This is a genomic window from Sphingobium sp. R-21, assembly GCF_049913335.1.
Lineage (GTDB): Bacteria > Pseudomonadota > Alphaproteobacteria > Sphingomonadales > Sphingomonadaceae > Sphingobium.
This window is the reverse complement of record NZ_CP184374.1, coordinates 2,385,101-2,410,099: the sequence shown is the minus strand read 5'-3', so window position 1 is coordinate 2,410,099 and position 24,999 is coordinate 2,385,101. Positions and strand designations below refer to the sequence as shown.

Here is a 24,999-nt window from a genome sequence, read left to right as displayed (position 1 = left end):
CATTTGCGAAGGAACGGGATTTGGATGAAAAAGACCCTGCCTTTCAGGCATCCTCTCCTAAAAACTTTCGGGCTGGTCTTCGGATCGGCCTTTTTTTTGTCGTCGCATCGGACTAAGCAGGGGTCGCTCACCGCAGCGCCTAAAAAAATAAATTGGGAGAGGGGCCGCCGGAAAGACCGGCAATGGCGAAGCGGGAGCAGAGGGGGATTGAGCGACCATGTCGCTCTCCCCCTTCCCGTTTTTCTCTGGCTGTGATGCGGACTGGGCTGTTCTGGACCAGCCAGACCGTCCGGCTGCTTCCGACCCTTATCGTTCTGTTCGTTGCACGACAGGAACGAAGGGGTTCACAGCGGGTTCAAGCCCTGCCACCTAGAATCCTCATCCTGAACAACCGGAGACGATTGCATGAAGCGCATGTCTGCGCCCCGCACCCTGACGCTGGCCGCCCTGACCTTGACCGTCGCGTCATTTGCGGCGCCCCTGATCCCGGCACTCGCGCAGGCGGACCAGTCCGACCTGTCGAAGGTCAACGCCTATATCCGCGCCGTCACCACCATGACCGCCGATTTCGCCCAGACCGACCGCAACGGCCAGACGCTGACGGGCCAGCTTACCCTCAAGCAGCCGGGCAAGATCCGTTTTCAATATCAGAAGGGCGTGCCCTTGTTGATCGTCGGAGATGGCAAGGCGCTGACGATGATCGATTATGAAGTGCGTCAGGTGCAACGCTGGCCGATCGGCAATTCGCCTCTGGGCGCGCTGATCGATCCGTCCAAGGACCTGTCCAAATTCGGCAAGGTGATCCAGACCGGCGACCCGACGATATTGTCCGTCCAGGCCCGGGATCCCAAGCGGCCGGAATATGGCACCATCACCATGATCTTCAAACGCGATGCCGCCAGTCCGGCGGGTCTGCAGCTCTATGGCTGGGTGGCGCTGGATTCGCAGAACAACCGAACGGCGGTGAAGCTCAGCAACCAGCGTTACGGGGTGCCGGTGGCCGATTCCGCTTTCCGCTGGATCGATCCGCGGCCCAAGGGTCGCGCCGCTGGCGGTTAAACGGGGCACAGGCGCGACGGGCCGAAAACTTTTCAAAATCGTTCATCTGAGGCTCATATCCGGAACCCTAGAAGGAACTCCACGGCGCGAGACGAAACCGGGATTTCCCCCCTGTTACCCGGAACCCCGCTCCCGCCGCAAAGCGCTTCAAGGGCGCGATCGAGGCCCCCGTTCCATGCCCCCGGAGCGGGGGCCTTTTCGTTCCGTCCCGGGCCATATCCCAACCGGTCATCAGCGATCCGCCACTCTTGCGCGGGGCGGCGGAGGGTCCTAGTGGATCAGCCATGCCTCAGACACTCAGCATCGCTTCCTGGAATATCAACAGCGTTCGTGCCCGGCTCGAAATTGTCGAGCGCTTTCTGACCGAGGAATCGCCTGACGTCCTGTGTCTGCAGGAAACGAAGGTGGTGAACGACACCTTCCCGGCGGGCCTGTTTCGGCAGCATGGCTATAATCATCAGGTGCTGAACGGCCAGCCGATGCATCATGGCGTGGCGATCCTGTCGAAGGTCCCGATCCGGGAAGATGATCGCCTGGACTGGCAGGCCAATGGAGAGGCGCGCCACGTCGGCGTTCGGCTGGACAATGGCGTCAGGATCGAGAATGTCTATGTGCCCGCCGGCGGGGATGTGCCGGATCGGGAGGTCAATCCGAAATTCGGGCAGAAGCTCGATTTCCTGGAGCGCATGATCCAATGGTCCTCTACGCTGGAGGACAAGCCGACCATCCTGACGGGCGATTTCAACATCGCACCGATGGAATGCGACGTGTGGAGCCACAAGCAGCTCCTCAACGTCGTCAGCCACACGCCCATCGAATGCGAGATCCTGGCGCGCTTGCAGGAATCGAACAACTGGGTTGATATCGGCCGCAAATTCCACCCCGCGCCGCAGCGGCTCTACACCTGGTGGAGCTATCGCGCCCGCGACTGGGCGGAATCGGATCGCGGACGACGGCTCGATCATATGTGGATGACGCAGGACGTCGCGGAAAAGGCCGTCGGCCACCGCGTGGTCGAACCCATCCGCGGCTGGACGCGGCCGTCCGACCATGTGCCGATCATCACGGAATTTGCATTCTGATGAGCGCCCGCACCGCCGCCCGCGCCATTGACGCGCTGCGCCGGGGCTGGCCGGTACGGGTGCAGGCCGCCGATGGGGTCTTGCGCCTCATGGCGGTGGAGGGGGCCGATGCGGTGACGCTTGCCGGCTTCGATCCGGGCGCTGAAGCCGATATATTGATCTCGGCCGCGCGGGCGCAGACGCTGAAGCTCGCCAACCAATTGGCGGCGGCCGATCCCGACATGCCGGTGCTGGTGGCGCGCGCGCCCTGGATCGATGTCGACGTGGCGACGGCGATCTCCGATCCGGTTCTGGACCTCGGTTCGCCGCTCAAGGGGCCGTTCATGGCAAAGCCGCTGGCGGCGCCGTCTGCGGCCAAGGCGGCGCTGCGGCTGGCGCGGCTGGCGGGCATATTGCCGGCCTATTTCGTGACGTCCGACGGTGACGTCGAGGCAGAGGTGAGCGCTGCGGACATCGACGCCTATGACGATGCCGTGCATCTGGCCATCGCCACGCGCGCGCGCCTGCCCGTGTCGGCCAGCGAAATGGCGGAGATCATCGCCTTTCGCAGCCCCGATGAACCGCGCGAACATGTTGCGCTGGTCATTGGCCGGCGCGATTCCTCGCCGCCTGTCGTCCGGCTGCACAGCGAATGCCTGACGGGAGATGTGCTGGGATCGCTGAAATGCGACTGCGGGCCGCAATTGCACCAGGCATTGCACCAGATTGCGGATTCAAACTGGGGCATATTGCTCTATCTGCGGCAGGAGGGCCGGGGCATCGGCCTCGTCAACAAGCTGCGCGCATATGCCCTGCAGGATCAGGGCTTCGACACGGTAGACGCCAATGTGCGGTTGGGTTTCGCGATTGATGCACGCGATTTTTCAGTGGCGGCACGCATGCTCGACCTGCTGGGCGTGCGGGAGGTGCGATTGCTCACCAACAATCCCAACAAGGTGACCGGATTGGAGACCGCCGGGATCAAGGTGGCGGAGCGGCTGCCCATCATCCTGCCGTCCAACCCCCATAATGAACGCTATCTCGCCACCAAGCGGGACCGGACCGGCCATCAGCTATGAATGTCATCCGCGTCGACACGGGTGCGGGGCGTCTTTCCTTCGGTGACATGGAGATGTCCTGCACGATCGGGCGCGGCGGCGCTTGTGCGGCCGCCGACAAACGGGAAGGGGATGGCTGCACGCCGCTGGGGCGCTGGCCGATCCGGGGCGTGTTGCTGCGGCGGGGCAAGGTGGCGGCGGCGGATATCCGCCTGCCCTGGCGTTGGGTGCGGGAGGGTGATGGCTGGTCCGATGACGTAGCTGATCCGGCCTATAACCGGCCCGTCCATCTGCCGCGGGACTTTTCGGCGGAAAATCTGCTGCGGAACGATGAAGCCTATGACGTGATCATAGTGCTGGGGCATAATGACGCGCCCCCGGTGCCGGGGCGGGGGAGCGCGATCTTCTTCCACCTGTCCGAAGGAAGGCCCACCGCCGGATGCGTGGCGGTGGAGCGGGATGATATGCTCCGTCTGTTGCCTTTGCTCGTGCCGGGTGACCTGATGGAAATCCATTAGAGTTTTGCGCAGGAATCGAGCGTCAAGCCTGCTCCAGTTCCGCTACCTCGCCGCCGGCCGCTTCCAGCAACCGCCGCTCCAGCGTTTGCAGCCGTGCCTTGCTCTCGATCTTCCCGGCCAGAAGGTCGGTCACATAGAAAGTATCCACGGCGCGCTCGCCATAGGTGGCGACATGCGCGCTGTGCACCGTCACCTTCGACTGGAACAGTGCATTGGCCAGGCTGAACAGCAGCGCCGGTCGATCCCGCGCATTGACCTCTATCACGGTGAAGCGGTTCGATGCCTTGTTGTCGATCAGCACATTGGGTTCGATGCGGAAGGCTTCCGCGCGCGTGCGGGGCAGCGGGCGCGCCTCCAGCTTGGTGATCATGCGGTGCCGATTGGCCAGCGAATCTTCGATCGCCTTGCGGATGCGCGTCAATTGATCGGGGCTGTGGAAGGCACCGCCCAGCGGGTCCTGCACCAGGAAATTGTCGATGGCCACGCCGTCCCGGGTCGTGTGGATGCGCGCGTCGATGATGTTTCCGCCCGCCAGATGGATGGCGCCAGCAATCCTATAGAACAGGCCCGGATGGTCGGCGGCATAGACCGTCACCAGCGTCGCGCCGCGCTGCGGATAATATTGCGCGGCGATGGATAGCGGGGAATCCCCCGCTTCCAGTATATGCTGCGCATTGTGGATGAGGATGTCCTCCGGCTCCGCGATCCAGTAGCTTTCCGGCAGGCGCTTGCGCAGCTTCTCGAAATCGGTTTCGGACAGGCCCAGTGCCTCGCGCAACGCCCGCTGCTTGGCGGTGACGCGCTCGCTGCGGCCCTTCTGCTTGTGGCCAAGGCGCAGCACTTCTTCGGCGGCCTCATAGAGGTCGCCCAGCAATTGCCGTTTCCAGCTGTTCCAGACACCAGGTCCGACGGCGCGGATATCGACCACCGTCAGGCACAGGAGCAGACGAAGCCGCTCCGGGCTTTGCACCACCTCGACAAAATCGAGGATGGTCTTGTAATCGGCCAGGTCGCGCTTGAAGGCGGTGGCCGACATCAGCAGATGGTGCAGCACCAGCCAGGATACGGTCTCAGTCTCTGCCGGAGTCAGCCCCAGGCGTGGGCAGAGATTCTCCGCCACCTGCGCACCCAATATGCTGTGGTCGCCGCCGCGCCCCTTGGCGATGTCGTGCAGCAGCACCGCAACATAGAGCACCCGGCGCGACACCAGCTTGCCCATCAGGTCCGCCGCCAGCGGATGATCCTGGTTCAGTTCGCCCTTTTCGATCCGCGCCAGCAGGCCGACGGCGCGGATCGTGTGTTCGTCCACCGTATAATGGTGGTACATGTCGAACTGCATCTGCGCCACGACGCGGCGGAAATCGGGGATGAAGCGACCGAAGACGGTCGACTCGTTCATCCAGCGCAGCACCGTTTCCGGATCACGGGGGGAGGTCAGCACCTCCATGAATGCGGCGTTGGCGCGGGGATCGCGGCGCACCTTGGCGGTGATCAGGCTGGCGTCGCGGCTGGCCGCGCGCATGGCGCTGGGATGGATGGCCAGGCCATGCTTGTCGGCCAGCGCGAAGATTTCCAGCAGCCGCACCGGATCGTCCTGAAAGAACTGGTCGTTGGGCAGCGCGAGCCGTCCGCGATCCAGAACGAAGCCGTCCAGCTTCTTCGGGCGGCGGAAGAAGCTGGGGATGTAGCGGCGGCCGCGCTCCGCCATCTGGTCGTCCAGATGGGCGAGGAATACGGCGGTCAAATCACCCACCGTCTTCGCGTTCAGGAAATAATAGCGCATGAATCGCTCGACGCCCGAACGCCCGGCGCGTCCCGTGAAATGCATGCGGGTCGCGGTCTCGAGTTGCAGGTCGAAGGTCAGCCGGTCCTCCGCCCGTCCCGTGATCATGTGCAAATGGCAGCGCACCGCCCAGAGGAAGTCCTCCGCCTTCTGGAACTGGCGCAGTTCGGCTTCGGTGAGCAGGCCGACATCGACCAGTTCCGCGACCGACTTCACCCGGTTTACATATTTGCCGATCCAGAACAGCGTGTGCAGATCGCGCAGCCCGCCCTTGCCTTCCTTCACATTGGGTTCGACCACATAGCGGCTGTCGCCCATGCGCTTGTGCCGCTCATCCCGCTCCTCCAGCTTTTCGGTGACGAAGGCGCGGGCGGTGCCCTGCATGATTTCGGTATCGAAGCGCTTGGCGGTTTCCTCGTACAGCAGGCGATCGCCCCAGATGTAGCGTGCCTCCAACAGGGCCGTGCGGACGGTCAGGTCCGCCTTCGCCATGCGCATGGTTTCGTCGATGGAGCGGCTGGAATGGCCGACCTTCAGCCCCAGGTCCCACAGCGAGTAGAGCATGGATTCGATGACCTGTTCGGTCCATCCGGTGGGCTTCCACGGGGTGATGAAGCCGATGTCAACATCGCTGTGCGGTGCCATCTCGCCCCGGCCGTAGCCGCCGACTGCGATCAGCACGATCCGCTCGCCGGTGCTGCGATTGCCGGCCGGGTAGAGATGATGGGTCGTCGCGTCGTAGAGCAGGCGCAGGATCTGATCGATCAGGAAGGCGAAAGCGGTTACCACCTCGCGCCCGCGAGTCGGCTTGTGTTCGAGGCGGCGGGCGACATCTTCGCGCCCGGCGTCCAGCGCCTCCCTCAACTCTTTCACGATCAGGCCGCGCAGCTTGATCTGGTCGCCCCGATGCTCCTGCGCCAGGGCGTTGATGCGATCGGAAATGGAGCGCCGGTCGATGATCGCGCGCCTCGAACCCAATTTTGGAAACTGCATGACCATAAGGCTTATCTAGTCTTCCTGCCCGGCCGCCGCCAGTTGCTTGAGCCGATAGAGATGATCGAGCGCCTCGCGGGGGGAGAGCGCATCGGCATCGATCGCGTCCAGTGCGGCGCGCAGCGCGTCGACCTTCTCCTCCGGCTGCGCCGTGGCGGCAGCGAAGAGGGGCAGGTCGTCCAGCCCCGCCGCAATGCCGCCGGTCCTGGCCTTGCCCGCTTCGAGGCGGGAGAGAACATCCTTGGCCCGCTTGAGAACCGCGGGAGGCAATCCGGCGAGCCGCGCCACCGCCAGGCCGTAGCTGCGATCCGCCGGTCCTGCCGCGACCTCATGCAGTAGCACCAGATCGCCCTTCCATTCCCGCGCCCGGACATGGTGCAGCGACAGCGAGGACAGCGTCTCGGCCAACCGGGTCAGTTCATGATAATGCGTCGCGAACAGGCAGCGGCAGCGATTGACCTCATGCACCGCCTCGACAACCGCCCAGGCCAATGCCAGCCCGTCATAGGTCGACGTGCCGCGCCCGACTTCATCCAGGATGACGAAGCTGTGTTCGGTCGCCTGCGCCAGGATGGCGGCGGTTTCGACCATCTCGACCATGAAGGTGGAGCGTCCCTTCGCCAGATTGTCCGACGCGCCGACGCGGCTGAAGAGGCGATCGACCAGCGTCATGGTCGCGGATGCGGCGGGGACATAGGCGCCCGCCTGCGCCAGGATGACGATGATCGCATTCTGCCGCAGGAAGGTCGACTTGCCGCCCATATTGGGACCAGTGACCAGCCAGAGCCGATCGCCTGACGACAGCCGGCAATCATTGGCGACGAAGGGCTGGCCCTCGCGGCGCAGTGCATCCTCGACCACGGGATGACGGCCGCCGACGATTTCCAGGCAGGGGCCTTCGCCATCCTGGGCGACGAAATGGGGCCGCTGCCAGCCGCCCTCCGCCGCGCGTTCGGCCAGCGCCGCAGCCACATCAAGCCGGGCAAGGACATCGGCCGCCCGCGCGATATCCGCCTTGCGGGCAAGGGTTGTTTCGATCAGTTCTTCCAGATGCGCGGCTTCGGCCACCAGGGCGTGAGCGCCGGCCTGCGCCACCCGGCTCGCCTGTTCGTGCAGGTCGACCGAATTGAAGCGCACCACGCCGGCAAGCGTCTGGCGATGGGTAAAGCCGCTGTCGGGCTGCATCAACTGATCCGCGGCGCGGGCGGGCACCTCGACATGATAGCCGAGCACGCCATTATGCCGGATCTTGAGCGAGGCGATGCCGGTCTGCTCGCGATATCGGGCCTCCAGCGCGGCGATGGCGCGGCGACCATCACCGGCAAGCCGGCGCAGCTCGTCCAGCGCCGGGTCATAGCCGTCCGCGATATAGCCGCCATTGGCGGTCTCGGTCGGCGGGCTGGGGACCAGCGCGCGGGACAGGCTGTCGACCAATGCGCCGTGCCCGTCCAGCGCGGGCAGCAATTGGGTCAGCAGCAGCGGTTGGTCGGGCAGGCGTCCCAAGCGCTCGCGCAACAGCCGCGCTTCGCCCAGCCCGTCGCGCAACTGGCCAAGATCGCGGGGACTGCCCCGGCCCATGGCGAGCCGGCCGAGCGCGCGCCCGATGTCCGGCAATGCGCGCAGGGCAACGCGCAACTGATCGCGCAACATGCTGTCGTCATGGAACAGTTGCACCAGGCCCAGCCGCGCCTCGATGGCGGCCTGATCCATCAGCGGCGCGGAAAGATTCTGCGCCAGCAACCGCGCGCCGGCGCCCGTGACCGTCCGGTCCACAGCGGCCAGCAGGCTGCCTGCCCGCGTGCCGCTCATGGTGGCGATGATCTCCAGGCTCTCGCGGGTCGCCGCATCGATGGCGACGTGGGCGCCGCTGGTCTTGCGCATGGGCGGCGCCAGGAAGGGAAGGGTGCCCTTGCCTGCATGATCCAGATAACCGAGCAGCCCGCCCATCGCCGCCAGTTCAGCGCGGCCGAACTGGCCGAAGCCATCCAGCGTGACAACGCCGAACAGGCGCTTCAGCGCCGCTTCGGCCCGGCTGCTGGAAAAGGCAGCCCGGTCGAACGGGTGGGAATCGGGCAGTTCCAGCCCCAGCCCATCCGGCAACACGATCTCGCTCGGCCGCAGCCGCGCCAGTTCGGCGGCCAGATCGGCCGCCCGCAAGGTCAGCGTCTCGAACCGTCCGGTCGAAATATCGGCGGCGGCCAGCCCATATTCCCCCGCCTCCTCGCCGCCGACCTGCGCCAGCGCGACCAGCATATTGTCCCGACGGCTGTCGAGCAGCGTCTCCTCCGTCAGGGTTCCGGCGGTCACATAACGGACGATGGCGCGCGCGACGAGGGACTTGGACCCCCGCGCCTTGGCCTCGGCAGGGGTTTCCGTCTGCTCCGCAATGGCGACGCGGTGGCCCGCCTTGATCAGCCGCGCGAGATAGGATTCCGCGCTGTGCACCGGCACGCCGCACATCGGGATCGGCGCGCCGCCATGCTCGCCACGGCTGGTCAGCGCGATGTCCAGCGTTGCCGCCGCCGCCTTCGCATCCTCGAAGAACAGTTCGAAAAAGTCACCCATGCGGTAGAAGAGCAGGCAATCCTGCGCTTCCGCCTTCAGCGCCAGATATTGCGCCATCATGGGCGTCGCTTGTTGCGTGGATGTGTCGATCGTTCGCGCCATGGCAATGCGGATAGCCGGAACGACAGGTTCAGGCCAGAGTTTCGGGAAACGGCAGGAAAATTGCGCTTCTCGCACTTGCCCACAAGATATTCTTGCCGCTAGGGCCTCCTCATTGTTGCATAGATAGGGGGCGCGCCGCCATGACCGAGAAGTCGAACGTCGAATTTTCAGAGCGGGAGGCGCTGTTCTTCCACTCGACGGGACGCCCCGGCAAGATCGAGATCATCGCGTCGAAACCGATGGCGACCCAGCGCGACCTGTCGCTCGCCTATTCGCCCGGCGTCGCCGTGCCGGTGCGCGCCATCGCGCAGGACCCGGCGACGGCCTATGACTATACCGCCAAGGGCAATCTGGTCGCGGTCATCTCCAACGGCACGGCGATCCTGGGCCTCGGCAATCTGGGCGCGCTGGCGTCCAAGCCGGTGATGGAGGGCAAGTCCGTCCTCTTCAAGCGCTTTGCCGACGTCGATTCCATCGACATCGAGCTCAAGACGGAGGATGTCGACAGGTTCATCGATGCGGTCGAACTGATGGAGCCGACCTTTGGCGGCATCAACCTGGAGGACATCAAGGCGCCGGAATGCTTCATCATCGAACAAACGCTCAAGGAGCGGATGAACATTCCGGTCTTCCATGACGACCAGCACGGCACGGCGATCATCGCGGCGGCGGGCGTCATCAACGCGGCGATGCTGACCGGGCGCGAGATGAAGGACATGAAGGTGGTGGTGAACGGCGCGGGCGCCGCGTCCATCTCCTGCACCGAACTGATCAAGGCGCTGGGCGTCCAGCATGACAATGTGATCATGTGCGACAGCAAGGGCGTGATCTATCAAGGCCGCACCGAGGGCATGAACCAGTGGAAGTCGGCCCATGCGGTGAAGACCGACGCCCGCACTTTGGCCGAAGCGGTGAAGGGTGCGGACGTGTTCCTGGGGCTCTCGGTCGCCGGGGCCGTGACGCAGGATATGGTGAAGTCCATGGCGGACAAGCCTATCATCTTCGCCATGGCCAATCCCGATCCGGAAATCCTGCCGCCGGACGCCAAGGCCGTGCGACCCGACGCCATTGTCGCCACCGGACGATCGGACTATCCGAACCAGGTCAACAATGTGCTGGGCTTCCCCTTCATCTTCCGGGGCGCGCTGGACGTGCGGGCAACCGGCATCAACGAGGCGATGAAGCTGGCCGCTGCCAAGGCGATCGCCGAACTGGCGCGCGAGCAGGTGCCGGAGGAAGTTGCCAAGGCCTATGGCCGTTCGCACAGCTTCGGACCGGATTACATCATTCCCGCACCCTTCGACCCCCGCCTGATGGAACTGGTGCCGGCCGCGGTCGCCCAGGCGGCGATGGAAACCGGCGTGGCGCAGCGTCCGATCGCGGACATGGCCGCCTATCGCCAGTCGCTCAAGGGACGGCTCAACCCGACGACCTCGGTGCTCACCACCGCTTATGAAGTTGCGAAGGCCAATCCCAAACGCGTCGTCTTTGCCGAGGCGGAAGAGGAAGTGGTGCTGCGCGCCGCGATCCAGTTCCGCGAACTGGGCTATGGCATTCCCGTGCTGGTCGGCCGCGCCAATGTCCATGACAAGCTCAGGGAACTGGGCGTGCAGGATCCGGAGAGCTTCGAACTGCACAACAGCGTCAATTCGCCGCTGGTGCCGGAAATGGTCGACACGCTCTACAAGCGGTTGCAGCGCCGCGGCTATCTGCGCCGCGATTGCGAGCGAATGGTGAACCGGGACCGCAACATCTTCGGATCGCTGCTGGTGAAGATGGGCCATGCCGACGCGATGATCACCGGCATGACCCGGCCCTTTGCCCAGACATTGCGCGAGGTGAAACGTGTGATGGATCCGGCGGCGGGCCGTACCCCCTTCGGCATCCATGTGCTGGTGACGAAGGACAAGACGGTGTTCCTGGCCGACACCACGGTCAATGAGCGTCCCTCGGCGCAGGAACTGGCCGATATTGCGGAGGGTACGGTCGCCGTCGCCCGCCGCATGGGCCATGATCCGCGTGTCGCCTTCCTGTCCTATTCCAACTTCGGCAACCCGCCGGGCAGTTTCCTCGACAATGTCCGGGACGCGATCAAGGCGCTGGAAGAGCGGAACGTCGACTTCGAATTCGAAGGTGAAATGACGGTCGACGCGGCGCTCAACCCGACGGTGATGAAGAACTATCCCTTCAGCCGCCTGTCGAGCCCGGCCAATATCCTGGTCATGCCGGGTCTTCAGTCCGCCAATATCTCTGCCAAGCTGTTGCGCGAACTGGGCGGCGCGACGATGATCGGGCCGATGCTGGTCGGCATGGACAAGTCGGTGCAGATCGCAACCATGGCGTCCAACGCCTCGGAATTGCTGACGCTGGCGGTGCTGGCTTCCGCCGGTGTGGCGGTCTGAGCCCCTTGCGGAACGGAATGGCGGGTAAAAAGGGAATAGGGGCCTGGTCCCTTTGAGGAAAAGGACAGGCGGCCTTGCCAGATGCGGCGAGGCTGCCTCCTTGCAGCCAGGGGAATGCAACCCGTTGCCTGCAGCCGCCGCATTGAATGGGCCAATGCCTCGATCAGGAAGATCTGGCGGTTGCAATCTCATTATGGGCCTGCAGATCGATCAAAGTTCTGCCCTTCGTCATAGTTTCATGCCGCGACGGCGCCAGACGAGCGTCGATGGATTGCAGCAATATCGCATAGCGGATGAATCAGGATCGCGCCGTGCTGATGCGCGCCATGGCGGCTTAAGATGGCGCTTCGAGGTTCCGGAAAAGGAAAACTCGTGAGCGTATCAGCGGGATTTGCTTGTCATGCCCCGCCAGGTTTAGAAGAGATGCGATGATGAAGATCAGTGTCGATATTTTCCTCCTCTGGGGTCAGTGCGGATGAGTGAAGCCATAGCGTTCGATAGTGGCACGTTCCGGCGCGTGCTGGGCCATTATCCGACCGGAGTCTGCGTTGTGACTGCGGTGTCAGGTGATGATGCGCCCACCGGCATGGTCGTCGGCTCCTTCACCTCCGTTTCGCTCGATCCCCCGCTGGTCGCCTTTTTCCCGGCCAAGAATTCGCAAAGTTGGCCCCGGATCGAAAAGGCGGGGAAATTCTGCGTCAATATCCTTGCCAGCGACCAGAAGCCGCTCTGCCAGCAATTCTCGGCCAAGGGCGCGAACGACAAGTTCGCTGGCGTGACGCATCGCGTTTCGGCCAATGGTTCGCCGATACTGGACGGGGTGGTGGCGTGGATCGATTGCGGGCTGGAAGCCGTGCATGAGGCCGGCGACCATTATATCGTGCTGGGCCGGGTCATTGCGCTGGAGGTGGAAACGCCCGGCAAGCCGCTGCTTTTCTTCCAGGGCGGCTATGGGGAATTCGCCCATCTGAGCTGATGGGCTGCTTGCTCTGTTACTCTTGGTCGTCGCCCTTTAGAAGATGGGCGACGATCTGCGTGCGGTTGGACGCGCCGTTCGCCGTCATGATGGCCCGTACATGCACTTTCACCGTGCTTTCGCTGATGTTCAACCGGTGGGCGATATCCTTGTTGGAGGCGCCTTGCGCCAGCAGGCGCAGCACGTCGCGTTGCCTTTTGGTCAGCAGTTTGAACCTGTCGACTGCCAGCGCAATCCGCTCGGTCAGACCGTCGGTCTTGTCTGGCGGGCGCAGGTGCAAGGCGGCGGCGATCGCGGCCGGATAGACGGAAAGCCCCTCCTTCAACAGGGAAAGCACCCGGTGCATGGTGACGATGCCGGTGCTGGATCGCAACAGCGCCTGCGCCCCGGCCGCAATCGCCGTCTGCATCAATGCTTCATTGCCATGGTCCGCGATGACCAGGATCGCGGCTGTCGGCCATAGCTGCCTCGCCTGCGCGATCTGCAGCGGCAGGGCCGCATTTTCCAGTTCGGATTCGCCGGTCTGGAGCAGGACGATGTCGGGTGGATCGTGGGTTTCCCAATCATCCAGGCTGGATTGCTGCAATATCCGGACGCCTGCCGCCTCCAGCGCGACGGCCATGCACGCGCGACGCAGCGGGCTCCCGTCCAGGATCAGCAAGGTGAGACGGGGCGGATCCTCTTTGATCATAACGCTTTCGAAACCAAAAGGAGACGATGGCGCCTCCTCCAGGGGCGGCAGGCGACTCATGCAGCCTTGCGGGTGAAGAGGTTACGGACGCGCTCTGCCAGGCTGGGCCGAATGGGGAAGCTGTCGGAATAATAAGCGGCAGATCCCATGTAGAACTGGACCGCGTCGCCATAACCGCGGCGGGCATGTTCCTCATAATCGACCTGGTTGAACACGGCGCCGACCACCTGATTGTTCACCATCTGGAGCGAGGCGCGCAACTGTTCGACCGTCGTATGTCCCCAGCGCACGACCATCAGCGTCGAATCCGCAAGGGAAGAGAGGGTGCGCGCGTCGCGTACGGCCAGGATGGCCGGCGCGTTGATGACGACCAGGTCGAAGCGTTCGCGCAGATCGTCCAGCAGTTGGCCGATCTGCCAGCCCTGAACGACGGCGGCCGGATTGCGGATCTGTTCCCGGGTGCTGAGAACGACGGGCATCAGCGCGACCGGCGCTGCACCCTTGGCCGCATCATGGTCGACATGGGGTTCGGCCTGGGGAATCAGGCGGCGGCTTTCACCGCTATGGGTCAGCACCTCGATCAGGTCGGGCGTGTCGGAACTGTCCTGGATCGAACGCAGGATGCTGGGTCCGGGGCGGCGCAGGTCGAGATCGACAACGATGGCGCGGCGCCCCATGGATGCGGCGGCTGCCGCCAGCGTCAGCGCGACGCTCGACTTGCCGTCGCCGGGCAGCGGCGATGTCACCAGCACCCGCTGGCTCGTCCCCTGATGCGGCAACTCCTCGATCTCGCTGGCAAGGTTGCGGGCGACTTCGGTGAACAGCGATTGCGGTTGCGTGATCACCGGATTGTCCTCGATCGTCGTGCCGATCGAATCCTCCAGCTTCGGCAGCATCGCCAGCGTCCGCAGAGCGAAGAGGCGGCGGAGTTGTTCGCCGCTGCGCAGCCGGTTGTCGAACATCTCGATCCCCAGCACGATCAGGAAAGCCAGGACGGAGGAGCCGACAAACGCAGCCAAGGCCATCTTCTTGGGTGCGGGCGCGACTGGCTGGAGCGGCACGGCGGCTGCAGAAACCATGGTGGAGTTGACGCCGGTGGTTTGCAATTCCGACTGCACCGTCTGGGCGCGCTGGGCCGTGGTCAGATAAGCCTGGCGCGCTACCTCAGCCCGACGGTCGAGGATGGAAAGGTCCACCAGATTGGCATTGTTGCGGAAAGCTGCGCCGGTCATGGCGTTGAGCTTCGCCTGCAACTGGCCTGCCCGGGCGGAGGCGGCACTTGCCTCCGCCAGCGCCATGGCCCGCTCGCGCCCGGCATCGGTGTCGTTTTTCGTCTGCTGGGTTGCGACGACGGCGCCGCGCTCCTGGATGAGAGCCCTTCCCACCTGGGCGATCTGCGCGGAGAGCGCCTGCATCTGCGGATGGTTTGCGCCCATCTGGACCGACATTTCGGAGCGTTGACGGATAAGGTCGTCATATTGCTTCGCCAGATTGTCGAGCGCAGGCGAGCTCGCGCCGGCCACCGTCCGCATGCTCGCGGCCCGGCTGACGCCGGCTGCCTGCGCCTGCATGGCGCTGCTCATCGCGGCGGTGGATGCTGCCTCCACGGCGATCCGGTTCATCTGCTGATAATCCTCCGCGCTCCCCGCGCCCATCGGCATCAGATGCTGCCGGCGGAAATCAGCGACGGCGCGTTCCGCCAGCTCAACCTCATGGGCGAGGCGCTTGGTCTCCTTGTCGAGCGCGGTGCTGAGGCCATCGCGCCATGTCTGGCGGCGTTGCGAGCGCATCTTCTGCAGGCTGTCGATGAAGCGATTGGCGATGCGCGCCGCCAGTTCGGCTTTTCGCGACTGAACGATGATGTCGATGAAGTCGGAATCGGTGGAGCTGACCACACGAGTGTTCTTCGTCAGCTGCACGGCGGCCTGCTGCACCGTCATCTGCACGCCATGGGTAAAGGCCGGGTTGCGGTTCAGGTTGAGGTCGCGCACCACTTGTTCCGCCAGCGCCTGCGATCGATACATGCGCGCCTCATTGGCGACGCGCTGCTGGTTGCGGGTGGCATCGGCCTGGTTGGAGCCGGTGGAATCGTTCAGCTCGACCTGCACGGTCGCCGTCGCCTCATAACGATTGGGCAGTTGCAACTGCACGATCAGCACGACCACGACGCACGCGCTGACGATGCTGGCCACCAGCTTCATATGGCGGCGGAGAAGAAACCAGATCTGGCGCGCCGACATCTGCTGCAACTCGAACGACAGGTCGCGCGGCTTTTCCGCTCCGCCGCCTGATGCGACGCCATCGACCAGAGTGAGCTGTGCAGACGCCATGATAGTCTCCCAATCGCATCGGGCGCGCAGACGCGCCCCGTCGTCAGGGCTGTCCCCAATGGAATCGATAGTGCGGGTTGCTGCGCAAGAGAGCAAAAGCGCATCGGGGACCGATGATGCGCATAGGTGCTAACCCTTCGGAACAGGATAGGGCCTCATGCTCCGGCTAGACATTTCTGATGTATGTCTGGCTATTCCGGATCGTCGATTTCGCGTCCTTGAACGAAAGTTGATCAAGGATAAGAACGCTCCGCACGAGGGGACCGGGACATGATTGCGGAGCATGCATATCAGGAACTGGAACCGGGCTCATTGGCCCGGCTGTTCAGTGCGGGCCATGTTGCGGTGCTTGTGCGCTGTCCCGACGTCCTCGCCGAATTGTGGCAGGGACTGCTGGAAAATCCGGATGAGCAGATGCCCTGGGAAGCGCCGCTGGTCGACATCGCCCGCAATTATCACGGCAGCGGCGACATCACGGCCAGCCTCGGCGATCTCTTCTATTTCCAGCCTGGGCATCACGGCTATATCGCTCGGAAAATGGCGTTATCGCGCGGGCAGGAAGAGGATCCTGTCACCATGCATCCCCCATCCTTCGTGCAGGGCAGGCGCCATTATGCGCCCGGTCCCGCGCTTCTGGACCAATGCTGGTCGATCGGCCGGCGGCTGATGATGGCGCTCGCGCCGGATGGCATGCCGCCCAGCGATATGCAGATCGTGGTACAGAGGCTGAAATATCAGGAAAGTGCAGGCGATTTCGACCGTCTGGGCGCGCTCGCCCGCAATTCGCTGGGGCGGTGGGGCCGGGCGGGCTGTGGCCTGGACGAAAGACGGTGGCAGGCGGCGGGCGTGCTCAGTCTGCGCGGGCTGTCTGACCTCTACGGGATGCTGGCCGATGCGCCGGGCGTGGGGCGGCTGCTCCGGCGGTTGAACCGGCTTTTTCTGCATGGCGACCGCCGCCGGGATATCGCGCCGGATCAAACGCTGATCGAGGGTGCGCATTTCGACCACCGCTATTTTTCGGCGCTTTGCGGCGAACGGTCGCAGATGCTGACACAGGTCTTTGCTGATGGACGATGGATCGATCTGCCGATCGACCGGGCGACGCTGGCGGTCTTTCCCGGCAGCATGGCTACGCAGGCCTATGGCGTGCGGCATGTGCTGCATCGCGTGCTGCATGTGGAGAAGCCGGGACAGGTCGGCGGCCGCAATCCTCGGACCGACAATGTGACGTTGCTGATCGGGGCAGCCTGATGGAGCACGGCCCGCTTAATGGCAGCAACTTGCCGGCCTATAGCTCCGGCAGGGGCTGAGGGCCCACCGGCCGCGCATAAATCAACGCCGCTGAGTCCGGCGCGGTCCTGCGGGGTACGTAGATGGTCGCCAGCGCGACCATCACCGGCATGATCCACATGCGCGAATACATATGTGGGTAGGACAGGGTGTAGATCAGGAACACCAGCACCACCGCCACCGCCATGGCGCCCTTGTCGCGGTTGACGCGCAGCCCGTTCACCGCCAGCAACCCGATCAGCCCCAGCAGCATGATCAGCCCGCAAAAGGCGATCGCTCCGCCCTCGTTCCAGATCAGCAGGAACAGGTTGTGCACCGGATTGTCATAGGCGCTGAGTTCGCGATAGCGGTCCACGCCCATGCCGATGACGGTATAGTCTTCGGCGAATCCCCAGGCTTCTTCCATGAGCTGCGAGCGGTTGAGGAATGTCCCCGCCTGATTGATGTCGCCGCTCTCCACCGCATTGCCGACGCGTTCCTGAAATGCCTTGGGCAACGGGGCGCCGCTGGCGAAGAAGAGCGCGGCGGCGACCCCGGCGGTCAGCCCCAGCCGGAAGATGTAGCGCACGCCCATCAGCAGCAATGTGGTGAAGATCGCCAGCAGCGAGGCCGAAAATCCGGTGAAGGACGCGCTCAGCATCAGGCCCCATAGCAGCAGGATCAGGCAGGCGACCCCGCCAAGGCCCCCGATCAGCCGGAAGCGCATCGAATAGAGCAGCATCGGGAGGGAGAAGGCGACGACCGCGCCATTGGGATTGGGCTGGCCCGCCATGGAACCCAGCCGCCCGTTGCCGGTGATGAAGCCGTCGCCGAGCCAGTGCAGGGTCTCGTGGAAGGTGAAAAAGAAGCTGGCCGTGATGCCCACCATTTCGGAACAGGTGATGCCCAGCATGAAGATCAGCGGCGCCTTGCGGATGGTGCCTTCCTCCTGCTGCATCAGCAGGATCGGAATGCACAGGAAGGCGACGGTATATTGCAGGGCGATGTTCACCCAACGCAGCGGATCGCCGTTGATGATGGACCCGATGAACAATCCGCCCAGCATCATCACCAGCCCAGCCAGCCAGAAGGGGGTGAGCGAGCGGAAAGGCGTGACGCTCAGCCGGCCGCGCAGGGCGGAAATGATGAAGCTGAGGAGGAAGAAGATATCGGAAAAGGTGAGGTTGATCTGGCCGACCCGCAACAGGCCCCAGCCGCTCAGGAAGATCGCGATCAGCAGGGAGGAACGCGCGATCCTGTCCCATGTCTGCTCATGCGCGGCCAGGATATTCGGCCTGGCGATCGCGGCGGACGCAGAAGGGGAAGGGCTGGCGAGAGTCGTCACGGTCCCGGAAGCTGCGCCTCGCGCCGCCGCCGCGCAAACGCCCTTCGGGGCAGGATGCAGGGCGATTCCAGCCAGCTCGCCTATCCGAATTTGCCGGAGGATCAGCCTTGTGATCCGTTGAAATGACCTCGCGACTGACGGGATAACGGCACCGAGCGCCGCCGGATCGGCAGGGCGTCTCGCGCGACAAGGATGACCTTGGTGACCGATGCGACACTGCCCCTGCGCAACAGCGAACCGCCCCCAAAGGCCGGGCAAGCCGCGATGTCCGCGTCGCCCGCTGCGCAGCAATCCGCCATCAAGCTGATCTATGTGGCCGGCTATGGACGCAGCGGGACGACCCTTCTGGACATCGCGCTGGGCGAGCATCCCATGATCATGGGCGCGGGCGAGGTGACCACACTGGCGCGGCATGTCTGGGAAAAGGGCGAATATTGCGCCTGCGGTGCGCAGGTGCGGGAATGCCCGCAATGGCAGGCGATCGTCGCGCGATGGACCCAGGGCGAACCCCAGGGCTTCCTGGACCGTTACCGTCGCGCGCAGGAACGGACGGAGACCCTGCTGGCGCCAGCGCGGCTGCTGCGGCTGCCGGGGTGGCGGGACCATGGGCGCCAGACGGTGAAATTGCTGCGCGGCATGGCATTGGCTTCGGGGCGGGCCGTGCTGGTCGATTCGTCCAAATTGCCGGGACGGGCCTTCGCGCTGGCGGCGATGCCTGGCATCGACCTGCACGTCGTGCATGTGGTGCGTGACGGGCGTGGCGTGGCCTGGTCGCTGATGAAAGGACACAGACGCAGCGTCGAGAAGGGGGTGCAACGCGACTTGCGGCCAAAACCCCTGCTCTACACCGCTCTGCGCTGGGCAATGGTGAACATCGCGGCCGAACTTCTCTGTCGCCGGGTCGGGGCGGAGCGCAGCATCCGCGTGCGTTACGAGGATTTTGTCGATGACCCGCGCCGCACGATCGGGCGGATCGTCGCGCTGGTGGGCGAAGCGCCGCATCTACCGGCAACCGATCTTGCCCCCTTCACGCCGCAGCATCAGGTCGCGGGTAGCCGCCATCGCATGCAGAAGGCACTCACGATCAGGGGCGACGACAAGTGGAAGAGGGAGATGCCGGGCTGGAAGCAGCGGCTGTTCACCCTGTTCTGTGCGCCCTTGCTGCGGCGCTATGGCTACGCCTTGCGCAGTGGGGATGTCTTATGAGGCGGCGACTGACCGGGATGCTGCTGACCATCCTGATTGCGGGCTGTTCGGGTGCGGGCAGCGAGTCGCAGGCGCAGCCGGTAAAGGGCGAGCCGGCTTTTCCGGGCGCGGTGGGCTATGGCGCTGCGGCCAAAGGAGGGCGCGGCGGGCGGATCATCGCCGTCGACACCCTGGCCGACAGCGGGCCAGGCTCCCTGCGCGCCTGCATCGATGCCACCGGACCCCGCGTCTGCATATTCCGGGTAAGCGGAACCATCCGCTTCACCAGCCGGCCGCCGGTCATCGCCAACCCCTATCTCACCATAGCCGGCCAGACCGCCTCGGGCGGGGGTATCGTCATTGCACATGCTGGCGGCGAGGAAGGCCGCACCCCGATCCTCATCAAGAACACGCACGACATCGTCATCCGTCATGTCCGCGTGCGCAACGACCGCACCGGCACCCACCGCGGGTCGGAAGACAGTTTCACCATCGAAAACAGCCGTCAGGTCATCGTCGATCATGTGAGCGCAAGCTGGGCACGAGACGAACTGATCAACGGCTATGGCGACAATGACTGGATCACCATCAGCCATTCGATCTTTGCCGAGGGCATTCCGCGACACGACAAATGCGCCCTGCTGGCGAGCGATCCCAAGGGGCCGCAGCATCTGAGCTTCATTGGCAATATCTGCGCCCATAATGGCGACCGCAATCCCGACCTCAACTTTCCGCCAGGTTCCTGCGCGGAGGTGATCAACAATATCCTTTATAACGGCCAGTCGGAATTTGCCGAAATCTGGGAAAGTTTCGGCGGCGTGCCCGTCTCCCTGATCGGCAACAATTTCATTGCGGGGAAGAACACCCGGCCGGACACCGTCGGCGTTGCGCGCAATCTCATGGGGTCGAAGGGAAGGGCGAGGGTCTATCTGGCCGACAATCGCTTCGACGGCGACTTCGTTCATCTGTCGCCGCAGTTGAAGGAGGCGGAGGTGGACAGGCCGCCTTGCCCGCCGACCATCGCCGCCGAACCGGCGGATGCGGCCTATAAGGCGGTGCTGACCGAGGCTGGCGCCTTTCCCCGCGACCCGTTCGACAGGCGGATCGTCAAGCAGGTGCGAGAGCGCAAGGGGCATATCGTGAAGCAGCCCGGCATGATCGACGAACCGGGGCCGGGGACGCCCTATGCCGATGCCGACGGGGACGGCATGGACGACAGGTGGGAGGCGGAGCACGGCGCCGATCCCCGCAAGGCCGATCCCTGGGCCGATGCCGATGGCGACGGGCTGGCCAATCTCGACCAGTTTCTCGACCAGCGCGCGCGCGAACTGATGGACGCGGCGGCGCCATGAACGCGCCTTCGCCCACCCTGCAACCGGCAGTCGCGGCACAGGATGATCGGCTGCGCATCTGCTTCCCCTTCTCCGGCGACAGCATCGGCGGCAGCCATATTTCGGTGCGCGGGCTGATGGAGCATCTGGATCGGGCGCTATATCGTCCGGTGGTGGTGACCGAGGTGCCGGGCGGCATGATCGCCAATTTCTTCGCCGGGCATGAGCAGATGGACGATCCGGGTGCCCAGCGGCTGTTCGTGCCGGGCGAGGCCTTCACCGCCCGCAAATTCGCCCGGACGTTGACCGGCGTTCTACCTCGCGCCCGCTTCCTGCGGCGAAACCGGATCGACATCGTTCACGTCAATGACGGGCGGAGCAGCGCGAACTGGGCCCTGGCGGCGCGACTGGCCGGAGCTAAGCTGATCTGGCACCATCGCGGCGATCCCGGAGCGCTGGGATTGCGTCTGCTCGCGCCGGCGCTGGCGCATCGGGTGCTGGCGGTATCGTCCTTCGCCTTGCCGCCCGCCGGTCTCTGGTCGGCACGGAAGCGCGCCTCGGTGGTCCACAGTCCCTTCGACACGACGCTGGAGGTGGACCGGAGCAAGGCGCGCGAGGCGCTGATCCGCGAACTGGGGGTACCGCACGACACGCTGCTGCTGGGCTATTTCGGCGCTTTCGTACCGAGGAAGCGGCCCCTGCTTTTCGTCGACATGATCGCCCGGATGGGGGAGATCAGCCCGCGCCCCGTCATGGGCCTGATGTTCGGGCAGGCGCGGGTGCCCGCCATGGACATCGCCCTGCGCAAGCGGATTGCGGCGACTGGCGTGGAGGACCGGGTGAAGCTGATGGGCTATCGCACGCCCGGACCCTTCTGGATCGCGGCCTGCGATCGGCTTGTCGTGCCTGCCGTGGGCGAGCCGTTCGGGCGCACGCTGGTGGAGGCGATGCTGGTCGGCACGCCCATCGTCGCCGCCCGATCCGGTGGTAATGTGGAGGCGCTGGAAGGCGGCATCGGCCTGCTTGTCGAACCGGACGATGCCGATGCGCTGGCGCGGGCCTGCATCGAGGGGAGCGACGCCGATGCCATGGCCCTGCGCGCGCAGGTCAATGCCCGCGCCCGCTTCAGCGAAGCGGCCCATTGCGCGCAGGTCAGCGCCATCTACAAAGCGTTGCGGCCATGATCGCGGTGGTGAGGCGGCATTTCCTGTGGGCGGCGCTGTTCAGCGCGCTCGCCAATCTGCTGTTCCTGGCGCCGACGCTCTACATGCTGCAAATCTATGACCGGGTGGTGCCGACGCGGGGCGGGACGACGCTGGCCTTCCTGACGCTGGCGCTGCTGCTGGCCTATGCCACCCTGTCGCTGCTGGAATATATCCGTTCGCGCATATTGGTGCGGGCGAGCATCGGGCTGGACCGCCGGCTGGCGCGGACGCTGATTGCAGCGACCCTGCGGCAACAGCCTGCCGACCGGGCCGGCCGTCGAAGTCGCCAGCCGATCCGCGAATGCGACCAGCTTCGCCAGACGCTGACCGGCCCGGCCATGTTCGCGCTGTTCGATGCTCCCTGGACGCCAATCTATATTCTGGTCTGCGCGCTCATCCACCCGCTGATCGGCTTGATGGCGCTGCTGGGCAGCCTGGTGCTGGTCGCCGTCGCCTGGACGAGCGACCGGGCAACGCACCAGCCCCTGTTCCGCGCCAATGCCGCGGCGAACCTGTCCTACAGCAGTCAGGAACAGACGATGCAGGGGGCCGAAGCAGTGCGCGCGCTGGGAATGCAGGGCGCGATGGTGCGACGGCATCTGGCCGAGCGGGAGGATATGCTCGCCTGGCAGGCAGAAGCCAGCTTCGCCGCCAGCAGCCGCATGGCGGCCAGCCGTTTTCTGCGCAACATGTTGCAATCCGGGGCGCTGGGACTGGGCGCGCTGCTGGCCATAGACGGGCAGATTTCGGGCGGCGCGATCTTTGCCTCCTCCTTCCTGCTGGGCCGGGCGGTGGCGCCGGTCGACCAGCTTGTGGGAAGCTGGCGCAGCATAATCGCGGCGCGGGCATCCCATGGGGAGATCATGGCCTGGATCGACGGCGCGCTGGACGATGTGCCGCAAACCGGCCTGCCCCGTCCAAAGGGCAGGGTCGACGTGGAGCGCGTGACCATAGAGGATCCGCATTCGCAGCGGCTGATCCTCAACAACCTGTCCTTTGCGATCGGCCCCGGCGAGATGGTCGCGGTGATTGGCGCCAGCGGCGCGGGAAAATCGACCCTGGTGCGGCTGGTGGCGGGCGCCATCGCCTGCGACCAGGGCGAAATCCGGATCGACGGGGCTGAGCGGTCGCAATGGGATGGCGACGCGCTGGCCGTGCATGTCGGCTACATGCCGCAGCAGCTTTCCCTCTTTGCGGGGTCGATCCGCGACAATATCGCGCGCTTTGCAGATCCCGACATGGACGACCGCATCGATGCGGACGTCATCGCGGCGGCGCAGGCATGTGGCGCGCATGAGATGGTCCTGCGCCTGCCTCAGGGCTATGACACGATGCTGGGCTGGGGCGGGATGGGCCTGTCCATGGGCCAGACGCAACGCATCGCGCTGGCCCGCGCCCTGTTCCGCGATCCGGCCGTACTGATCCTGGACGAACCCAATGCGCATCTCGACTCTGACGGCGAAGCGCAACTGGTCGCCGCGCTGGCCAAGGCGAAGGCGCGAGGGGCGGCGATCATGGTGACTGCGCATCGCACCGGCCTGCTGGGTCCGGCGGACCGGATCCTGGTGCTGGACAATGGTCGCATGCGAATGAGCGGGCCGCGCGATCAGGTGCTGGGCGCATTGACCCGGCCCCGCCCCGCGCCGGTCGCGGGAGTGGGCTGATGCTGATGCGAACGACGCAGCCCCTGTTATTGCCTTCGCCGGATGGGCGGTCCGCGGTGGCGGCCGATCCCAGATCAGAGATACGGGGCGGGCTGGCGGTGGCCGCCGCCTTCTTCCTGCTGTTTCTGGGATGGGCGGCCTTCGCCCGACTGGACGCCGCGGCGCTGGCGCCTGGGCGCACGACCGTGGCAGGCCAGAGGCAGAGCGTACAACATCGTGACGGCGGCATCGTTGCGGCCATATTGGTCAAGGAAGGCCAGGCAGTCCGGCAGGGCGAGGTGCTGATCCGGCTCGCCGCGCCCGCCGTCGCCGCGCAGGAACGGGTGCTGGCTTCCCAGGCGATCTGGCTGATCGCGCAACGCGCCCGCCTGCGCGCCGAACAGGCCGGAACCGGCATGGAGGTGCCGGTAGAGTTCCGCAATCTGACGGGGGACGACCGCGCCGATGCGCAGGCCGCCCTGCGGGCGCAGCGGGCGCAGATGGCTGCACGGTCGGCGCTGCTCAGCACGCAGCAGGGCGTGGCGATGCATGAGGGGAGTCAGGCGGGGTCCCAAGCGGTGGGCTATCGTGAACAGGTCGCGTCGGTGATCGAGCAGGAGCGGCTCATCACCGACGAGTTGGACAGCCTGCGCACCGTGGCGGAGAAGGGCTTTGTCAGCAAGACGCGCATCCGGGCGCTCGAGCGGGCGAAGGCGGATCTGGTCGGCCAGCAAGGCCGTCTGCGCGCGGCGCGCGACAGTGCCGCCAACATGGTGGGCGAGGCGCGGCTGAAGGCGTTGGAGGCGAAGCAGAATCTGCAGGAAAAGGTCACTTCCGACCTGCGCGATACCGAAGCGCTGTTGGGTGATGTGCTGCCGAAATGGAGTGCTGCGCGGGACGAACTGGCCCGGACGCAGGTCCGCGCGCCAGTGAGCGGGACGGTCGTTGGCCTCAGCGTGCACACTATCGGCGGGGTTATCGCGGCCGGGCAGACGTTGATGGACATCGTGCCGCGCGCTTCCGCCGTGGTGATCGAGGCCCGCTTTTCTCCGACCGACGTCGACGATCTGGCGGTGGGGCAAAAGGCGGAGATCCGCTTCGCCGGCTTTCCTGGACGCAGTCTGCCGATCATCGAGGGCAAGCTGACGCGCCTGTCCGCCGACAGCTTCGTAGAGGAGAAAACGGGCATCGCCTATTTTCTGGGGGAGGTGACGATCGCGCCTGATCAGATTGCGCTGATCCGCGATTATCGCGAAGGGGATTTTGCGATGAAGCCGGGCATGCCGGTGGAGGTGGTCGTACCGCTGCGGCGGCGAACGGCGCTGCAATATATGATCGACCCGCTCACCGATACGATGTGGCGGTCCTTCCGGGAGCAATAGGAGCCATTCCTACACCCATTGGCGCACTCCCGAAGACGTAGGCGCTATCCCTAAGACCCCACCGCCCCGGCACGGTTTCCCGCTAAGGAATCCAGACCTTT

17 protein-coding genes are annotated in these 24,999 nt (G+C 65.0%); 12 read left to right on the top strand and 5 right to left on the bottom strand.

Annotated features, from left to right (window positions below; genetic code table 11):
• Nucleotides 1–405 precede the first annotated feature (405 nt).
• The 4 genes from ACN9MX_RS11510 (at nt 406) to ACN9MX_RS11495 (ending at nt 3,696) form a co-directional block, all read left to right on the top strand.
• Entirely contained in the window at nt 406–1,059 is a 654-nt protein-coding gene (locus ACN9MX_RS11510; protein WP_133654455.1) for a LolA family protein, read from the top strand.
• Between the two features lie 284 nt (nt 1,060–1,343).
• Nucleotides 1,344–2,141 (top strand): exodeoxyribonuclease III, encoded by a 798-nt coding sequence (xth, locus tag ACN9MX_RS11505; protein ID WP_363756499.1) that lies wholly within the window; start codon nt 1,344–1,346, stop codon nt 2,139–2,141.
• Nucleotides 2,141–3,199, top strand: coding sequence for a GTP cyclohydrolase II (gene ribA, locus ACN9MX_RS11500; RefSeq protein WP_363739676.1), 1,059 nt, complete (start codon nt 2,141–2,143; stop codon nt 3,197–3,199). The genes xth and ribA overlap by 1 nt, the downstream gene beginning before the upstream one ends.
• Nucleotides 3,196–3,696 (top strand): L,D-transpeptidase family protein, encoded by a 501-nt coding sequence (locus ACN9MX_RS11495; RefSeq protein ID WP_363827175.1) that lies wholly within the window; start codon nt 3,196–3,198, stop codon nt 3,694–3,696. The genes ribA and ACN9MX_RS11495 overlap by 4 nt, the downstream gene beginning before the upstream one ends.
• Before the next feature lie 22 nt (nt 3,697–3,718).
• Here ACN9MX_RS11495 and ACN9MX_RS11490 read toward each other — a convergent pair whose 3' ends face one another.
• Complete coding sequence (locus ACN9MX_RS11490) at nt 3,719–6,478, bottom strand: [protein-PII] uridylyltransferase (RefSeq protein WP_363827172.1); 2,760 nt, start codon at nt 6,476–6,478, stop codon at nt 3,719–3,721.
• 9 nt (nt 6,479–6,487) lie between these two features.
• Complete coding sequence (gene mutS, locus ACN9MX_RS11485) at nt 6,488–9,139, bottom strand: DNA mismatch repair protein MutS (RefSeq protein WP_363827169.1); 2,652 nt, start codon at nt 9,137–9,139, stop codon at nt 6,488–6,490.
• Nucleotides 9,140–9,279: 140 nt separating this feature from the next.
• Here mutS and ACN9MX_RS11480 point away from each other — a divergent pair, with 140 nt between their 5' ends.
• Both ACN9MX_RS11480 and ACN9MX_RS11475 read left to right on the top strand, forming a co-directional pair.
• On the top strand, nt 9,280–11,541 hold the full coding sequence (locus ACN9MX_RS11480) for an NADP-dependent malic enzyme (RefSeq protein WP_363739668.1): 2,262 nt from the start codon (nt 9,280–9,282) through the stop codon (nt 11,539–11,541).
• Nucleotides 11,542–12,016: 475 nt separating this feature from the next.
• On the top strand, nt 12,017–12,517 hold the full coding sequence (locus tag ACN9MX_RS11475; protein ID WP_363739666.1) for a flavin reductase family protein: 501 nt from the start codon (nt 12,017–12,019) through the stop codon (nt 12,515–12,517).
• 16 nt (nt 12,518–12,533) lie between these two features.
• Here ACN9MX_RS11475 and ACN9MX_RS11470 read toward each other — a convergent pair whose 3' ends face one another.
• Both ACN9MX_RS11470 and ACN9MX_RS11465 read right to left on the bottom strand, forming a co-directional pair.
• Nucleotides 12,534–13,208, bottom strand: a complete 675-nt coding sequence (locus ACN9MX_RS11470; RefSeq protein ID WP_363739665.1) for a response regulator transcription factor — start codon at nt 13,206–13,208, stop codon at nt 12,534–12,536.
• A 56-nt stretch (nt 13,209–13,264) separates the two neighbouring features.
• Nucleotides 13,265–15,538, bottom strand: coding sequence for a GumC family protein (locus ACN9MX_RS11465; protein WP_363739663.1), 2,274 nt, complete (start codon nt 15,536–15,538; stop codon nt 13,265–13,267).
• Between the two features lie 270 nt (nt 15,539–15,808).
• Here ACN9MX_RS11465 and ACN9MX_RS11460 point away from each other — a divergent pair, with 270 nt between their 5' ends.
• A complete protein-coding gene (locus tag ACN9MX_RS11460; RefSeq protein ID WP_363739662.1) occupies nt 15,809–16,789 on the top strand; it encodes a 2OG-Fe(II) oxygenase family protein in 981 nt (326 codons plus the stop codon).
• 37 nt (nt 16,790–16,826) lie between these two features.
• On the opposite strand, the gene ACN9MX_RS11455 is transcribed toward ACN9MX_RS11460, so the two are convergent.
• The gene (locus tag ACN9MX_RS11455; protein WP_363827167.1) at nt 16,827–18,152 is read right to left on the bottom strand and encodes an O-antigen ligase family protein; all 1,326 of its coding nucleotides are present in this window, start codon (nt 18,150–18,152) and stop codon (nt 16,827–16,829) included.
• Nucleotides 18,153–18,353: 201 nt separating this feature from the next.
• Here ACN9MX_RS11455 and ACN9MX_RS11450 point away from each other — a divergent pair, with 201 nt between their 5' ends.
• Genes ACN9MX_RS11450 through ACN9MX_RS11430 form a run of 5 tightly spaced genes read left to right on the top strand, consistent with a single transcriptional unit; the run spans nt 18,354 to nt 24,898 of the window.
• Complete coding sequence (locus tag ACN9MX_RS11450) at nt 18,354–19,358, top strand: sulfotransferase family protein (protein ID WP_363827164.1); 1,005 nt, start codon at nt 18,354–18,356, stop codon at nt 19,356–19,358.
• Entirely contained in the window at nt 19,355–20,689 is a 1,335-nt protein-coding gene (locus ACN9MX_RS11445) for a pectate lyase family protein (RefSeq protein WP_363827161.1), read from the top strand. The genes ACN9MX_RS11450 and ACN9MX_RS11445 overlap by 4 nt, the downstream gene beginning before the upstream one ends.
• The gene (locus ACN9MX_RS11440) at nt 20,686–21,852 is read left to right on the top strand and encodes a glycosyltransferase family 4 protein (RefSeq protein ID WP_363827159.1); all 1,167 of its coding nucleotides are present in this window, start codon (nt 20,686–20,688) and stop codon (nt 21,850–21,852) included. Before ACN9MX_RS11445 ends, ACN9MX_RS11440 begins: the two co-directional genes overlap by 4 nt.
• Entirely contained in the window at nt 21,849–23,537 is a 1,689-nt protein-coding gene (locus ACN9MX_RS11435) for a type I secretion system permease/ATPase (protein ID WP_363827156.1), read from the top strand. Before ACN9MX_RS11440 ends, ACN9MX_RS11435 begins: the two co-directional genes overlap by 4 nt.
• Nucleotides 23,537–24,898: an HlyD family type I secretion periplasmic adaptor subunit gene (locus ACN9MX_RS11430; protein ID WP_363827154.1), complete on the top strand. Its 1,362-nt coding sequence runs from the start codon at nt 23,537–23,539 to the stop codon at nt 24,896–24,898. The genes ACN9MX_RS11435 and ACN9MX_RS11430 overlap by 1 nt, the downstream gene beginning before the upstream one ends.
• The last annotated feature ends 101 nt before the right edge of the window (nt 24,899–24,999 follow it).

Coding starts and splice junctions, on each gene's coding strand:
- ACN9MX_RS11430 (WP_363827154.1), top strand. CDS start 23,537: ATGCTGATGCGAACGACGCAGCCCCTGTTATTGCCTTCGCCGGATGGG.
- ACN9MX_RS11510 (WP_133654455.1), top strand. CDS start 406: ATGAAGCGCATGTCTGCGCCCCGCACCCTGACGCTGGCCGCCCTGACC.
- ACN9MX_RS11480 (WP_363739668.1), top strand. CDS start 9,280: ATGACCGAGAAGTCGAACGTCGAATTTTCAGAGCGGGAGGCGCTGTTC.
- ribA (WP_363739676.1), top strand. CDS start 2,141: ATGAGCGCCCGCACCGCCGCCCGCGCCATTGACGCGCTGCGCCGGGGC.
- ACN9MX_RS11490 (WP_363827172.1), bottom strand. CDS start 6,478: ATGGTCATGCAGTTTCCAAAATTGGGTTCGAGGCGCGCGATCATCGAC.
- mutS (WP_363827169.1), bottom strand. CDS start 9,139: ATGGCGCGAACGATCGACACATCCACGCAACAAGCGACGCCCATGATG.
- ACN9MX_RS11460 (WP_363739662.1), top strand. CDS start 15,809: ATGATTGCGGAGCATGCATATCAGGAACTGGAACCGGGCTCATTGGCC.
- ACN9MX_RS11470 (WP_363739665.1), bottom strand. CDS start 13,208: ATGATCAAAGAGGATCCGCCCCGTCTCACCTTGCTGATCCTGGACGGG.
- ACN9MX_RS11465 (WP_363739663.1), bottom strand. CDS start 15,538: ATGGCGTCTGCACAGCTCACTCTGGTCGATGGCGTCGCATCAGGCGGC.
- ACN9MX_RS11435 (WP_363827156.1), top strand. CDS start 21,849: ATGATCGCGGTGGTGAGGCGGCATTTCCTGTGGGCGGCGCTGTTCAGC.
- ACN9MX_RS11445 (WP_363827161.1), top strand. CDS start 19,355: ATGAGGCGGCGACTGACCGGGATGCTGCTGACCATCCTGATTGCGGGC.
- ACN9MX_RS11495 (WP_363827175.1), top strand. CDS start 3,196: ATGAATGTCATCCGCGTCGACACGGGTGCGGGGCGTCTTTCCTTCGGT.
- ACN9MX_RS11475 (WP_363739666.1), top strand. CDS start 12,017: ATGAGTGAAGCCATAGCGTTCGATAGTGGCACGTTCCGGCGCGTGCTG.
- ACN9MX_RS11440 (WP_363827159.1), top strand. CDS start 20,686: ATGAACGCGCCTTCGCCCACCCTGCAACCGGCAGTCGCGGCACAGGAT.
- xth (WP_363756499.1), top strand. CDS start 1,344: ATGCCTCAGACACTCAGCATCGCTTCCTGGAATATCAACAGCGTTCGT.